Below are 13,915 nucleotides of genomic sequence, written 5' to 3' on the forward strand. Positions count from 1 at the left end.
CCTTTTTTATTATCCTAATTTTCTAAAATGAAAATGGGATTTAAGATGGTCTTAGGAAGAGACCCAAGGCAAGTGAGAGAATGATGCAAACTGCAACCTTCTACATCATTAACGAAGAGAGCCCGCAAGCAACGGTGGCTGGCTTTGAAGAGTACATTGTGTTTTTGGCGCAGCACTTTGCCCGCCAAGGCGCTAAAGTGTATTTAAACTGCCAAGACAAACCACACGCCGAGCAGCTCGCTGAAGCCTTTTGGCAAGTTGATGCAGACAAGTTCATGGCACATAACCTCGTAGGCGAAGGACCGAAATACGCCACCAATATTGAGATCGGCCATAACGGTGTAAAGCCGTCTTGGAATCGTCAATTGGTAATTAATTTGGCGGAAAATGAGACAACCTTTGCGAACAAGTTTGCTCAAGTGGTAGACTTCGTGCCCTGCGAAGAAAAAGCTAAACAACTCGCAAGAGAAAGATATAAAATTTACCGTCAAGCAGGTTACCAGCTGCAAACGATCGAAATTCAATATCCTTAACGGTCAATCCTTATAGTTAAGGCGATCTTGTTAAGATCCCTCACTTATAAAGATTGACTAAGATTCAACCATCAACGTATCCATTAAAAGAGCGCTATGGAAAAGACATACAACCCAACTTCAATCGAACAAGCTCTGTATCAGACTTGGGAAGAGAAAGGCTACTTTAAGCCACACGGTGACACTACTAAAGAATCATACAGCATCATGATCCCGCCACCGAACGTCACTGGTAGCCTACACATGGGCCACGCGTTCCAAGATACGATCATGGATACGCTTATCCGTTGTGAACGTATGAAGGGTAAAAACACCCTTTGGCAAGTAGGTACTGACCACGCTGGTATCGCTACTCAGATGGTTGTTGAGCGTAAGATCGCTGCAGAAGAAGGCAAAACAAAACACGATTACGGTCGTGAAGCTTTCATCGACAAAATCTGGGAATGGAAAGGCGAATCTGGTGGCACTATCACTAAACAGCTTCGTCGTCTTGGCGCATCAGTAGACTGGGACCGTGAGCGCTTTACGATGGACGATGGTCTATCTAACGCCGTTCAAGAAGTTTTCGTACGTCTATACGAAGACGATCTAATCTACCGCGGTAAGCGTCTAGTTAACTGGGATCCAAAGCTACACACAGCGATCTCAGATCTAGAAGTAGAGAACAAAGACACTAAAGGCCACATGTGGCACTTCCGCTACCCACTAGCAGATGGTGCTAAAACAGCGGATGGCAAAGACTACATCGTTGTTGCAACGACTCGTCCAGAGACCATGCTAGGCGATACGGGTGTTGCAGTTAACCCAGAAGATCCACGTTACAAAGATCTTATCGGTAAAGAAATCATCCTTCCTATCGTTGATCGTCGCATCCCAATCGTGGGCGATGAGCACGCCGATATGGAAAAAGGTACTGGCTGTGTGAAAATCACACCTGCGCACGACTTCAACGACTACGAAGTTGGTAAGCGCCACCAGCTACCAATGATCAACATTCTGACTTTCGACGCGAACATCCGCGACGCAGCAGAAGTATTCAACACTAACGGCGAAGCAAGCGACGCTTACAGCACTGAGCTACCAGCTAAATACCACGGTATGGAGCGTTTTGCCGCTCGTAAAGCTATCGTTGCTGAATTCGACGAGCTAGGTCTACTTGAAGAAGTGAAAGATCACGATCTACAAGTTCCTTACGGCGACCGTGGTGGCGTGGTTATCGAACCAATGCTAACTGACCAATGGTACGTACGTACTGCGCCTCTAGCGAAAACAGCAGTTGAAGCAGTAGAAAACGGCGACATCCAATTCGTTCCTAAGCAATACGAAAACATGTACTTCTCTTGGATGCGTGACGTTCAAGACTGGTGTATCTCTCGTCAGCTATGGTGGGGTCACCGCATCCCAGCTTGGTACGACAACCAAGGTAATGTTTACGTAGGTCGCACTGAAGAAGAAGTTCGCAAGAACAACAACCTAGAGTCAGTCATTGAACTGCACCAAGACGAAGACGTACTGGATACATGGTTCTCTTCTGCACTATGGACGTTCGGTACTCAAGGTTGGCCAGAGCAAACTGACGATCTGAAAGTATTCCACCCTTCAGACGTTCTAGTAACTGGTTTCGACATCATCTTCTTCTGGGTTGCGCGCATGATCATGATGACCATGCACTTCGTGAAAGACGAAAATGGCAAACCACAAGTACCATTTAAGACAGTTTACGTTACCGGCCTAATCCGTGACGAAAACGGCGACAAGATGTCGAAGTCGAAAGGTAACGTACTTGACCCAATCGACATGATCGATGGTATCGACCTAGAGTCTCTAGTAGAGAAGCGTTGTGGCAACATGATGCAGCCTCAGCTAGCGAAGAAGATCGAGAAGAACACGCGTAAGACGTTTGAAAACGGTATCGAAGCATACGGTACAGACGCACTGCGTTTCACTCTTGCAGCAATGGCATCAACAGGTCGCGATATCAACTGGGATATGAAGCGTCTTGAAGGTTACCGTAACTTCTGTAACAAACTATGGAACGCAAGCCGTTACGTAATGATGAACACAGAAGAGCAAGATTGTGGTTTTGGTGAAGGTGAGATCGAGTACTCACTAGCAGACAAGTGGATCGAGTCTCAGTTTGAACTCGCAGCGAAAGCGTTCAACAACCATATCGACAACTTCCGTCTAGATATGGCTGCAAACACACTTTACGAATTCATCTGGAACCAATTCTGTGACTGGTACCTAGAGCTAACTAAACCCGTTCTATGGAAAGGTACTGAAGCGCAACAGCGTGGTACTCGCCGTACACTAATCACGGTACTTGAGAAGACGCTACGTCTGGCTCACCCAGTGATTCCTTACATCACAGAAACTATCTGGCAAAGCATCAAGCCACTAGTTGACGGTGTTGAGGGCGAGACAATCATGCTACAAACGCTGCCTCAATTCGACGAAGCGAACTTCCACCAAGAAGCGCTAGACGACATCGAATGGGTGAAAGCGTTCATCACTAGCATCCGCAACCTACGTGCAGAGTACGACATCAACCCTGGCAAGCCTCTAGACGTTATGCTGAAAGCAGCGAATGAGAAAGACGCCTCTCGTCTAGAAGCAAGCAAACAAGTATTGATGTCTCTAGCGAAGCTAGAAGCAGTACGCGTGCTTGAAGCTGGCGAAGAGCCCCCTGCGTGTGCAACGGCACTGGTTGGCAAGTCTGAGCTGATGATCCCAATGGCGGGTTTGATCGACAAAGATGCAGAGCTTGCTCGTCTAGATGGCGAAATCAAGAAGACGCACGGCGAAATCAAGCGTATCGAAGGCAAACTGGGCAACGAAGGCTTTGTAGCGAAAGCACCTGAAGCGGTTGTTGCTAAAGAGCGTGAGAAGCTTGAAGGCTACAAAGAGACACTAGCTAAGCTAGAAGAGCAGAAGACAACGATCGCTGCACTTTAAGCCTCAGTAAAAGAGAAGAACTAACACTTCTCACTTTGAATCCAAAGGTTGGCCATCATGGTCAACCTTTTTTGTATATCTTTCACCAAAAACCATCATCAATAGCTTTCCCCTATCGCAACAATACTCATCATCCATTAGCATTAATGAGAATTATTATCGATAATAAACTCATCGAAACAAACACGATTGAGTAATTATCATGAAAAAGACACTAACTTTCGCAGCACTGCATTTTACTATCGCATTTAGTGTCGCTTACGTACTCACAGGCGACATTTTAATTGGTAGTTTAATTGCCATGATTGAGCCTTCAGTGAACACCGTAGCCTTCTACTTTCATGAAAAGGCATGGGCAAAAGTCCCAGCACTTAAAGCTCGTCAGTGGATGACCAAATTAAAAACCGCAAGCTTTGCGACCGTGCACTTCAGCGTCGCTTTTACCGTGGTTTACTTACTAACAGGTGATGCATTTGTCGGCGGCGTAATGGCGATGCTAGAGCCGAGTTTGAATACGGTGGCTTACTACTTCCACGAGAAAGTATGGATGCGTAAATCATCAGCAAAAACTCCAGCACTGCAGTTTTGTTTACATCACCACGCTTAAACATGGAGGCTCACTACGTCTCCTAACGAGCCAAATGACATTTATCATTGACAAAGTTGCGCACCGCAATTAATTTAATTGCGGTGCGCAACTTTATTTTTAGAGGTAAGTGATAATGAACGCTCGTCAACTCCGACACTACTCCCGTCAAGCCGTCCGATTGCTTGGTATGCTCGATAAACAATGCGGCGATGTCGCTCTTACCCCGGTACAAGCGCACGCATTAGGTGAAATCCAATTGCAACCATTGACCATCAACCAACTGGCGCAGCAGCTTAGTGTCGACAAGTCCAATGCAAGCCGCACCATTACTGGTTTGATTAAATTAGGTTTGGTTGAGAGCATCGAAAACCCGAAAGATAAACGAAGCCAACTCGTAGTGCTCACAATTCAAGGACAGCAGGCGTTATCGCAACTAGACCAACAGCAAAACAGCTTTTTTGAGCAGTTGCTTACACAACTTGATGACTGTGAGCAAGAACAACTCAAACTTGGTCTAGAGACTTACCTAAAAGGGCTAACAAAAGTGTGTCAGGCAGAGGAATACACCCTTCGACCTCTTACCAAAGCAGACAATCCGCAAGTGGCAGACGTAATTCGTAAAGTCTCCGCAGAATACGGCTTAACCGCAGACAGAGGTTATGGTGTGGCAGATCCAACGCTTGATGATATGTATTCGGTGTATAATCAAAACGGGGCCGCCTATTGGGTCATTGAACATCGCGGAGAGATCGTTGGTGGCGGTGGCTTTGCCCCTTTAGCTGGTGAGCCAAATGTGTGTGAGCTGCAAAAGATGTACTTCTTACCTCAAACACGAGGACACGGTTTAGCCAAACGCATCGTCGCATTGAGCTTACAACTGGCGAAACAGCTTGGGTATCAGCAGTGCTATTTAGAGACAACAGAATGTCTAAGAGAGGCGGTAGGCTTGTATGAAAAGCTAGGCTTTGAGCATCTTGATGCCCCGCTTGGGCAAACAGGGCATGATGCATGTGAAGTCGTAATGCTTAAGGTACTGTAATAAAAAATATTATCAGACGTTAAAGCAAAACATGGGTAACGCAAAGCTCCTGGCTCAATGCAACAGTGAAGTTTTGGCGTTGCCCATCCAATTCAACAGACAACTGATAGAGATCATTTGGATCAGGGTCATTAAGATCAGCATACTTTGGCGCTTCAATCTGAAAGAGTGCGCTGGCGTGATCTGCACGAACGTCAATTGGGATATGGTAAGTCATGCCATTAAACTTTACCGCTGCTGACACTAGCCCTGGTGCAAATGTCTGGTAATACAAATCGACCTTAAATTCACACCCGCCACCATGGTGCCAAATCTGCTCGGTTGCCACGCGCTCTAAACGCACGTTGCGAATAAACTGCAAGTACGGTTCTTGCCACACGCCCAGTCGCTCATCACTTTTCTTATATTGATGTTCAGAAAGCGGGCACAGCTCTGGCTTATCCTCATCGAATAAAAGATCTTCTTCTTCCTCTAGGAACAATATCTCAAAGCGATTACGCCCCATTTGCATGTATGGGCGAATGTCTTTCTTATACACACTTTGCGAGCCATCACAATCAAACACAGCCACGCCGTTCAAACGTACCTCCGCATGGTAATCAACACCACCCATTACCATTTCCACTACAGGAAATGCCATCATCGCCTCATCCACTTCAATATCGTGCATCAAGTGCCATTCTTGTTGACGAATCGCTTCTTCCGTCAATTCATCAGGCAGGACCAGACTTAAAGGGGCGGGAAAAGTGATGTCATCCTGTGGAATCGAGAGGTCCGTCAGTGGAGAGACTTGCCATAAACCGGCGAGTGAGAGTTGCATATACACCTTGCGCTAGATCAATTTTCACGCATTATAGGGAGAAATCCCCTATAAACTCAATGTGAATTATTTATCACCTCCACATTCATCTGTTGTTGGATGCCATTTTCAAGGTATAAAAAAACCAGCGTTAAACGCTGGTTTTTCTAAAAGAGGTGAGCTTTGATTACTCGTCGTCTTCATCTTCTTCAGGGTAAAGCGCATCTTCGCCTTCGTAGTACGTACCCCAACCGTCGTAGATGATGTCGTATTTTTCTGCCAAGTGAATCAGTTTTTCAACTTGCGCATCAATGGCTTCTGCGTCTAATGCTGATTCCATGGTTGCGTCACAGCAAAGCAACTTGTTGCCATCTTCATCTTCAGTTTCTTCCGCTTCAAGCACTTCAAAACCCATCTTGAATGCTTCAACTACCGCTTTTTCTAGCGTGTCAAAATCTTCTGCAAACAGGTGGTGCTCGATTTCGTATAGCGAATCTGGATCGCTGCCATCTTCTAGCAATGCTGCAATGATATCGCGAGTCTCTTCCTTTTGAATCTCAATTAATTCTTCTACTGATAGATATTCATCTTCGTGAGACATGTTTTGGCTCCAGATTAGTTACTTGATAGAAACACTATACCCGATACTGAGTATGCTGATCCGGTGAAATATGGCATGGATTGCGATGAAAAGCCACAAACAAACATCATACCACCGCGATTCTTATCGGTTATTTGAATATAAATATTAAACCGACCACGCAAAGAAACAAAAAATTAACAAAAAATGGCATTTTTTAATATTCAGAACATCCTAACTGACACTTAATGCGGTTATTTTCTCTTTCTGTGCGTGTTTATGGCGCTTTCTTGAATACACTCACGTGTAAAACGAAGAAGCATAACGAATAAACTCACTTTAATAATGCATAATTTAGAATAAAAATGCACGTTTTATGCACTATGCATGTATTCTTTCTCAACGGGAAAATTAGAATAAAAACGCACGCTCTCCACATTTCACAAAATAGAATTTAAACCTAAAACAAGACTTAAAAAGTAAAACACCCAAAACTAAAATCTAAAAATCAATAAAAACTCAGAATATAGGCAAAGCGTAGTGATTTGCATCTTTCTAGGAAGCTTGTCATAACTAACGGCTGGAAAATTTGTAAGGATACAAAATGAGCAAGCTGTACGTTGGATCAGAAGTTGGTCAACTTCGACGAGTTCTATTAAATCGCCCAGAGCGCGCCCTAACCCACTTAACTCCATCAAACTGTCATGAATTACTGTTTGATGATGTTCTTGCTGTAGAAGCGGCCGGTGAAGAGCACGATGCGTTCGCACGCACGCTACGCGATCAAGATGTAGAAGTGCTTCTCCTCCACGATTTACTGGTCGAAACTCTCGCCGTTCCAGAAGCAAAACAGTGGCTGCTAAATACTCAGATTTCTGACTTTCGTTACGGGCCAACCTTTGCGCGAGACCTGCGCCAATATTTTTCAGAAATGGATGATGAACACCTTGCCAGCATCTTTTTAGGTGGCTTAGCTTACTCAGAGCTGCCGATCACCTCATCTTCTATGCTGCCAAAAATGAAGCGTCCGCTGGATTTTGTTATTGAGCCGCTACCTAACCACCTATTTACGCGTGATACCTCATGCTGGGTTTATGGTGGTGTATCGCTCAACCCAATGATGATGCCAGCACGCCAACGTGAAACAAACCACTTACGTGCAATTTATCGTTGGCACCCAATTTTTGCTGGCCAAGACTTTATCAAATACTTCGGTGATGATGATCTGCATTATGATAATGCGAATGTCGAAGGCGGTGATGTGTTGGTTATTGGTAAAGGTGCAGTTCTGATCGGTATGTCTGAGCGTACGACCGCGCAAGGCGTAGAGAACCTTGCAGCGAGCCTGTTTAAGGCAGGACAAGCGACCGAAGTGATTGCGATTGATCTGCCTAAACACCGTTCATGCATGCATTTAGACACCGTTATGACCCATATGGATGTGGACACGTTCTCTGTTTACCCAGAGATCATGCGCAAAGATCTCGACACATGGCGCTTAACACCAAAAGGCAATGGTGAAATGCATGTTGAAGCATCTCATAACTACCTACATGCGATTGAGTCTGCTCTTGGCTTAGATCAGCTGAAAATCATCACCACGGGTGGTGACAGTTATGAAGCTGAGCGCGAACAATGGAATGACGCCAATAACGTTCTTACCGTAAAACCGGGCGTTGTGATTGGTTACGAACGCAATGTATACACCAACGAAAAATACGACAAAGCTGGTATCAAAGTACTGACAGTCCCAGGTAACGAGCTTGGCCGTGGCCGTGGTGGCGCCCGCTGCATGAGTTGTCCGATAGAACGAGACGATATATAACCAATTCGTCCTTTTACATTAAATGAATAAAAACTAAGGTTGATGTGAATGCATCAACCTTTTTTAGTTCTACACAAAAATAACTATTCACAAATAAAGCATTTATATGTTTTAATGCATTCTATTAATTCAATCACACGTACTAAGGGACGAGCTATGGCTTTCAATTTACGTAACCGCAACTTTTTGAAGCTATTGGATTTCTCAACCAAAGAAATCCAGTTCTTGCTCGAACTGTCTGCAGAGCTAAAAAAAGCAAAATATGCAGGAACAGAGCAGAAGACACTTCAAGGTAAAAACATTGCACTCATCTTTGAGAAATCTTCGACTCGTACCCGATGTGCGTTTGAAGTCGCAGCTTTTGATCAAGGCGCTCAAGTCTCTTACATAGGCCCTTCTGGTTCTCAGATTGGCCATAAAGAATCAATGAAAGACACCGCTCGCGTACTTGGCCGCATGTATGATGGCATCGAATACCGCGGCTTTGGCCAATCCATTGTTGAAGAGCTTGGCACTTATGCTGGTGTTCCAGTGTGGAATGGTTTGACTGATGAGTTCCACCCTACCCAAATCCTTGCCGATTTCCTTACCATGCAAGAGCACGGACGTGGTAAGCAGCTGCATGAAATGACCTTCGCTTACCTAGGCGATGCACGCAACAATATGGGCAACTCGCTCATGGTGGGTGCCGCTAAAATGGGCATGGATATTCGCCTTGTCGCGCCAAAAGCGTTCTGGCCTGAAGAAGATTTGGTGGCAACTTGCCAAACTATCGCGCAGCAAACTGGTGCAAAAATCACATTAACTGAAAGCGTGGAGGAAGGCGTGAAGGGTTGTGACTTCCTTTACACCGATGTTTGGGTATCTATGGGTGAATCCGCTGAGGCATGGGATGAACGTGTGGCTTTAATGACACCATATCAAATCAATATGGACGTGATTAAACAAACGGGTAATCCACATGTGAAATTCATGCACTGTCTTCCTGCTTTCCACAATGATGAGACCACCGTCGGCAAAGAAGTCGCTGAAAAATACGGCATGAAAGGCCTTGAAGTAACAGAAGAGGTATTTGAGTCAGAATACTCCATCGTATTCGACGAAGCTGAAAACCGTATGCACACTATCAAAGCCGTGATGGTAGCAACATTAGGAAGCTAAACTAGCAAGCCAAAACAGCCGCTAAAAACCATGATGTAATCGCTTGCGCTCACGAAAGTTAAGCGTATAATGCTCGGCAATTTGTCTGAGGATTAAGAAATGACCAAGCTAATTGCCGACATGAAAACGCGATTTGCTCTAGCTAAGCGACTACGCTTACGTGGTGTTATTTTCGTTAATTCTATTGAATTTTAAAACCTCCCCATTTGGGGAGGTTTTTTTATGTCCAAAATTCCTTTCGGCAATTTGGATGTAGTCATCAATGTTATAGGGAAGAAGATCATGGCGAACTCGCTTTACCAGAAGCACATCATCTCTATTCCAGAGCTTTCACGTGAAGAACTGGAACTTATCGTAGAAACAGCAGGCAGCCTTAAAAAAGCACCTCGACCAGAACTGATTAAAAACAAAGTCGTTGCAAGTTGTTTCTTTGAACCATCAACACGTACACGTTTATCGTTTGAAACGGCGGTTCAACGCATTGGTGGTGACGTGATTGGCTTTGATAATGATGGTAATACCTCTCTGGCGAAAAAAGGCGAAACACTCGCAGATTCAGTACAAGTCATCTCTTCTTACGTCGATGCCTTTGTTATGCGTCATCCACAAGAAGGCGCCGCTCGCTTGGCCTCTGAATTCTCAAATGGCGTGCCAGTGATCAACGCTGGTGACGGTGCAAACCAACACCCAACTCAAACGCTACTCGACCTATACACCATCGCGGAAACACAAGGTCGTCTAGACAACTTGAACGTCGCGTTCGTCGGTGACCTAAAATATGGCCGCACAGTGCACTCACTGACTCAAGCATTAGCGAAGTTTAATAACATCCGCTTCTTCTTTGTTGCACCAGAAGCATTGGCAATGCCAGATTACATCTGCGAAGAGCTAGACGAAGCTGGCATTCAATATAGCCTGCACACGGACATGGAGAGCGTGATTCCTGAACTGGATATTCTGTACATGACACGAGTACAGAAAGAACGTTTTGACGAATCGGAGTACGCGCACATTAAATCGGCGTATATTTTGACAGCTGCATTACTCGAAGGGGCGCGCGAAAATCTAAAAGTACTCCACCCACTACCACGTGTGGATGAAATCACAACCGATGTTGATAAAACACCTCATGCTTACTTCTTCCAGCAAGCTCAAAATGGCGTATACGCTCGCCAAGCACTGTTGGCGCTTGTTCTAAACGAAACACTGTAATCGAGGAGAAAACCCATGGCTAAAGAAACTCAATTGCAGGTAGAAGCAATCAAAAATGGCACGGTCATCGACCACATCCCTGCGCAAATCGGCATCAAAGTACTAAGACTGTTCGATATGCACAATTCATCACAGCGCGTTACTATTGGTCTGAACTTGCCATCATCAGCACTCGGTCATAAAGATCTACTCAAAATCGAAAATGTGTTTATTAATGAAGAGCAAGCGAGCAAGTTGGCTCTGTATGCTCCTCACGCGACCGTGAACCAAATCGAAAATTATGAAGTGGTGAAAAAGCTCGCGTTAGAGCTTCCAGAGCGCATCAATGATGTCTTCGAATGCCCAAATTCAAACTGTATTTCTCACAATGAGCCAGTAGAAAGCAGCTTTAGCGTATTCGAAAAGAAACAAGAAATCCGCTTAAAGTGTAAGTACTGCGAGAAAGTGTTCTCACGTGAGATCGTAACCGAACGATAAACACACCGTACGACTAGGCGTGATACGTTTAAAATACCCCGCAATGTCGGGGTATTTTACTCTTTACCTACCACGGGTTTAGAGGCAAACTGAGAATCTTTATTCCCTACAACTGATGGAAAAATCAAATGACGAAAGTACTTCACACTGAATCTGCACCAGCAGCAATCGGTCCTTACGTTCAAGGCGTAGATCTAGGTAACATGGTTCTTACTTCAGGCCAAATCCCAGTAAACCCAGCGACAGGTGAAGTGTCTGCTGATATCGCAGAGCAAGCTCGTCAGTCTCTAGAAAACGTAAAGGCTGTGGTTGAATCTTCAGGCCTTAAAGTGTCAGATATCGTGAAGCTAACGGTTTTTGTTAAAGACCTAAACGACTTTGGCACGGTGAACGAAGTTTACGGCAAGTTCTTTGATGAGCACGGCGTAGCAAACTACCCTGCACGTTCTTGTGTAGAAGTCGCTCGCCTACCTAAAGATGTTGGTATCGAGATTGAAGCAATCGCAGTTCGCAAATAATTGCACTTGCTGACAAACATAAAAAAACGGGTAGCTCAGGCTACCCGTTTTTTATTGTCTTTTCGTGATGATATCGCAGTAAAACTTAAGCAGCGTTGCGCTGTTTGACTTCTTCATCTAACGATTCAAGTTTCTCTTTCATCTGTTCACGACAGATATTTGCTAGCTCGCGAATGCCCTCTTTACCATAGCCTTCTGTACTGATTGGAGGTAACATTTCAACAATCACATGACCATTGTTCCAACGGTTCAGCTTAATTTTATTCGTCGAGCTACATACGATAGGAATGATTGGCACACCTGCACCAATTGCCGCATGAAAAGCACCTGTTTTGAATGGCAGCAAACCACGCCCACGAGAACGCGTGCCTTCTGGGAACATCCACACCGAAACATCACTTTCTTTCATGCTGCTCACGACCTGATCGATAGTACCTTTTGCTTTCGAGCGATTCGCTCGGTCAATCAGAATGTTACCCGTAAGCCAGTAAAGCTGACCAAACAGTGGCATCCAAGCCAAGCTCTTTTTACCTACTGTCACAACTTTCGGAGTCACAGCCGCAGAAACAGTAAACATGTCCCAATTGTTCTGGTGGTTAGCAATGTAAACATGTTGGCCGCGTGAATACGCATCTTCAGGGATACGCAACTCTAACTTAATCCCAAACACACGAGACATCTTGGCAAACAAGCGGCCAAAAGTGAAAACGTGCTTAGGGTTTCGGGGGCTTAACAGGCAGTAACCACAACCACCAATAAACATAACAATCGCAAAGATAGCGACAGCAAATACACGTAACAGTGCAATCATTCTTGTTCTCCAGGAACCGGCTTTTGCCAGATACAGCTATTAATTTCTCTCTTTCCATAAAGGATAACTATGGTCATGAGAGTGATATAAAAAAGCCGAAACTCAGGTTTCGGCTCTCTTGATATCCAAGTTACCTGCGGTGCAGTTTAACTTGCCTCGCTCACTCGCTCAATATTTGCGCCAAGTGCAGCCAGTTTATTTTCGATTTTGTCGTAACCGCGGTCGATATGGTAAATACGGTCAACGATGGTTTCGCCTTTAGCAATACAGCCCGCAATTACCAAACTAGCCGAAGCTCGTAGGTCGGTTGCCATGACTTGCGCACCACTTAATGACTCAACATCACCACAGATAACGGTGTTGCCTTCAATCTCGGCTTTCGCGCCCATACGCATGAGTTCTGGTACGTGCATAAAGCGGTTTTCAAAGATAGTCTCAGTGATCACGCCGCCGCCTTTCGCCATCATGTTTAGTAGCGTAAATTGCGCTTGCATATCGGTCGGGAAGCCTGGATGCGGCGCTGTACGTACACTCACTGCTTTCAGCTCGCGATCAGTCATATCAACTGAAATCCAATCTTCACCCGTTTCGACAAGCGCGCCAGCTTCTTCTAGCTTGGCTAAAACCGCTTCAAGCAAATGAGCGTTAGTGTTACGACATACTACTTTACCACCAGATACCGCGGCAGCGACAAGGAATGTTCCTGTCTCAATACGGTCGGCAACTACGTTGTGTTTACAACCACCTAGGCGCTCAACACCTTCAATCGTGATCGTATCTGTACCTGCACCAGAAATTTTTGCACCAAGCTTATTTAGGAAATCCGCGGTGTCTACAATTTCAGGTTCACGCGCCGCGTTGTCTAGTGTTGTAGTGCCTTCAGCAAGTGCTGCAGCACACATGATGGTGATCGTCGCGCCTACGCTGACTTTATCCATCACGATGTGCGCACCTTTTAGACGACCATCAACCTCAGCTTTAACGTAACCATCTTCAAGCGTAATCGTTGCGCCCAGCTGCTCTAGGCCAGAAATATGCAGATCAACAGGACGAGCACCGATAGCACAACCGCCAGGTAGAGAAACCTGACCTTGACCAAATCGCGCTACGAGCGGGCCCAAAGCCCAAATAGAAGCACGCATGGTTTTCACCAAATCATACGGTGCGCAGTATTCAGTAATGCTACTAGGATCGACGTGAACAGAACCATTACGGCTTACTTTCGCGCCTAAACGCTTAAGCAGTTCCATGGTTGTATCGATATCACGAAGGTGTGGCACGTTTGCCACTTCTACAGGCTCTTCCGCCAAGATAGACGCAAATAAAATCGGCAGTGCTGCGTTTTTTGCACCGGAAATGGTCACTTCACCAACGAGTGGTTTATCTGACCCAATAACTCGAAACTTTTCCATCAAT

General features: G+C 45.3%; 14 protein-coding genes. 10 read left to right on the top strand and 4 right to left on the bottom strand.

What is annotated here, in order from left to right:
- Positions 1 to 83: 83 nt before the first annotated feature.
- From L3V27_RS20900 to L3V27_RS20915, 4 genes are all read left to right on the top strand, one after another.
- Positions 84 to 533 (top strand): DNA polymerase III subunit chi, encoded by a 450-nt coding sequence (locus L3V27_RS20900; RefSeq protein WP_046873623.1) that lies wholly within the window; start codon positions 84 to 86, stop codon positions 531 to 533.
- 96 nt (positions 534 to 629) lie between these two features.
- A complete protein-coding gene (locus tag L3V27_RS20905; protein WP_237312663.1) occupies positions 630 to 3,488 on the top strand; it encodes a valine--tRNA ligase in 2,859 nt (952 codons plus the stop codon).
- Between the two features lie 202 nt (positions 3,489 to 3,690).
- Positions 3,691 to 4,095, top strand: coding sequence for a DUF2061 domain-containing protein (locus L3V27_RS20910; protein WP_053809377.1), 405 nt, complete (start codon positions 3,691 to 3,693; stop codon positions 4,093 to 4,095).
- A gap of 115 nt (positions 4,096 to 4,210) precedes the next feature.
- Complete coding sequence (locus L3V27_RS20915) at positions 4,211 to 5,116, top strand: bifunctional helix-turn-helix transcriptional regulator/GNAT family N-acetyltransferase (protein ID WP_080936680.1); 906 nt, start codon at positions 4,211 to 4,213, stop codon at positions 5,114 to 5,116.
- 19 nt (positions 5,117 to 5,135) lie between these two features.
- On the opposite strand, the gene L3V27_RS20920 is transcribed toward L3V27_RS20915, so the two are convergent.
- Together L3V27_RS20920 and rraB are read right to left on the bottom strand one after the other, a co-directional pair.
- On the bottom strand, positions 5,136 to 5,936 hold the full coding sequence (locus L3V27_RS20920) for a hypothetical protein (protein ID WP_237312665.1): 801 nt from the start codon (positions 5,934 to 5,936) through the stop codon (positions 5,136 to 5,138).
- Between the two features lie 166 nt (positions 5,937 to 6,102).
- Complete coding sequence (gene rraB / locus L3V27_RS20925) at positions 6,103 to 6,516, bottom strand: ribonuclease E inhibitor RraB (protein WP_005381081.1); 414 nt, start codon at positions 6,514 to 6,516, stop codon at positions 6,103 to 6,105.
- 583 nt (positions 6,517 to 7,099) lie between these two features.
- On the opposite strand from rraB, the gene arcA reads away from it, so the two are divergent.
- The 6 genes from arcA (at position 7,100) to L3V27_RS20955 (ending at position 11,688) form a co-directional block, all read left to right on the top strand.
- Positions 7,100 to 8,320: an arginine deiminase gene (arcA, locus tag L3V27_RS20930; RefSeq protein WP_005397470.1), complete on the top strand. Its 1,221-nt coding sequence runs from the start codon at positions 7,100 to 7,102 to the stop codon at positions 8,318 to 8,320.
- A gap of 156 nt (positions 8,321 to 8,476) precedes the next feature.
- Positions 8,477 to 9,481, top strand: coding sequence for an ornithine carbamoyltransferase (locus tag L3V27_RS20935; RefSeq protein ID WP_012841385.1), 1,005 nt, complete (start codon positions 8,477 to 8,479; stop codon positions 9,479 to 9,481).
- Positions 9,482 to 9,580: 99 nt separating this feature from the next.
- The gene (locus L3V27_RS20940; RefSeq protein ID WP_031780631.1) at positions 9,581 to 9,676 is read left to right on the top strand and encodes a hypothetical protein; all 96 of its coding nucleotides are present in this window, start codon (positions 9,581 to 9,583) and stop codon (positions 9,674 to 9,676) included.
- 87 nt (positions 9,677 to 9,763) lie between these two features.
- A complete protein-coding gene (pyrB, locus tag L3V27_RS20945) occupies positions 9,764 to 10,693 on the top strand; it encodes an aspartate carbamoyltransferase (RefSeq protein ID WP_237312693.1) in 930 nt (309 codons plus the stop codon).
- 15 nt (positions 10,694 to 10,708) lie between these two features.
- Entirely contained in the window at positions 10,709 to 11,170 is a 462-nt protein-coding gene (pyrI, locus tag L3V27_RS20950; RefSeq protein ID WP_005381086.1) for an aspartate carbamoyltransferase regulatory subunit, read from the top strand.
- A 128-nt stretch (positions 11,171 to 11,298) separates the two neighbouring features.
- Positions 11,299 to 11,688, top strand: a complete 390-nt coding sequence (locus L3V27_RS20955) for a RidA family protein (RefSeq protein WP_005381087.1) — start codon at positions 11,299 to 11,301, stop codon at positions 11,686 to 11,688.
- 85 nt (positions 11,689 to 11,773) lie between these two features.
- Here the strand turns inward: L3V27_RS20955 and L3V27_RS20960 are convergent, their stop codons facing one another.
- Positions 11,774 to 12,499 (bottom strand): 1-acylglycerol-3-phosphate O-acyltransferase, encoded by a 726-nt coding sequence (locus L3V27_RS20960; protein WP_005381088.1) that lies wholly within the window; start codon positions 12,497 to 12,499, stop codon positions 11,774 to 11,776.
- Positions 12,500 to 12,645: 146 nt separating this feature from the next.
- Complete coding sequence (gene murA, locus L3V27_RS20965; RefSeq protein WP_046873610.1) at positions 12,646 to 13,911, bottom strand: UDP-N-acetylglucosamine 1-carboxyvinyltransferase; 1,266 nt, start codon at positions 13,909 to 13,911, stop codon at positions 12,646 to 12,648.
- Between the last annotated feature and the right edge of the window lie 4 nt (positions 13,912 to 13,915).

It is taken from the genome of Vibrio sp. J2-3(2022) (assembly GCF_021725735.1).
GTDB classification, from domain to species: domain Bacteria; phylum Pseudomonadota; class Gammaproteobacteria; order Enterobacterales; family Vibrionaceae; genus Vibrio; species Vibrio diabolicus.

Coding starts and splice junctions, on each gene's coding strand:
- L3V27_RS20900 (WP_046873623.1), top strand. CDS start 84: ATGCAAACTGCAACCTTCTACATCATTAACGAAGAGAGCCCGCAAGCA.
- L3V27_RS20905 (WP_237312663.1), top strand. CDS start 630: ATGGAAAAGACATACAACCCAACTTCAATCGAACAAGCTCTGTATCAG.
- L3V27_RS20910 (WP_053809377.1), top strand. CDS start 3,691: ATGAAAAAGACACTAACTTTCGCAGCACTGCATTTTACTATCGCATTT.
- L3V27_RS20915 (WP_080936680.1), top strand. CDS start 4,211: ATGAACGCTCGTCAACTCCGACACTACTCCCGTCAAGCCGTCCGATTG.
- L3V27_RS20920 (WP_237312665.1), bottom strand. CDS start 5,936: ATGCAACTCTCACTCGCCGGTTTATGGCAAGTCTCTCCACTGACGGAC.
- rraB (WP_005381081.1), bottom strand. CDS start 6,516: ATGTCTCACGAAGATGAATATCTATCAGTAGAAGAATTAATTGAGATT.
- arcA (WP_005397470.1), top strand. CDS start 7,100: ATGAGCAAGCTGTACGTTGGATCAGAAGTTGGTCAACTTCGACGAGTT.
- L3V27_RS20935 (WP_012841385.1), top strand. CDS start 8,477: ATGGCTTTCAATTTACGTAACCGCAACTTTTTGAAGCTATTGGATTTC.
- L3V27_RS20940 (WP_031780631.1), top strand. CDS start 9,581: ATGACCAAGCTAATTGCCGACATGAAAACGCGATTTGCTCTAGCTAAG.
- pyrB (WP_237312693.1), top strand. CDS start 9,764: ATGGCGAACTCGCTTTACCAGAAGCACATCATCTCTATTCCAGAGCTT.
- pyrI (WP_005381086.1), top strand. CDS start 10,709: ATGGCTAAAGAAACTCAATTGCAGGTAGAAGCAATCAAAAATGGCACG.
- L3V27_RS20955 (WP_005381087.1), top strand. CDS start 11,299: ATGACGAAAGTACTTCACACTGAATCTGCACCAGCAGCAATCGGTCCT.
- L3V27_RS20960 (WP_005381088.1), bottom strand. CDS start 12,499: ATGATTGCACTGTTACGTGTATTTGCTGTCGCTATCTTTGCGATTGTT.
- murA (WP_046873610.1), bottom strand. CDS start 13,911: ATGGAAAAGTTTCGAGTTATTGGGTCAGATAAACCACTCGTTGGTGAA.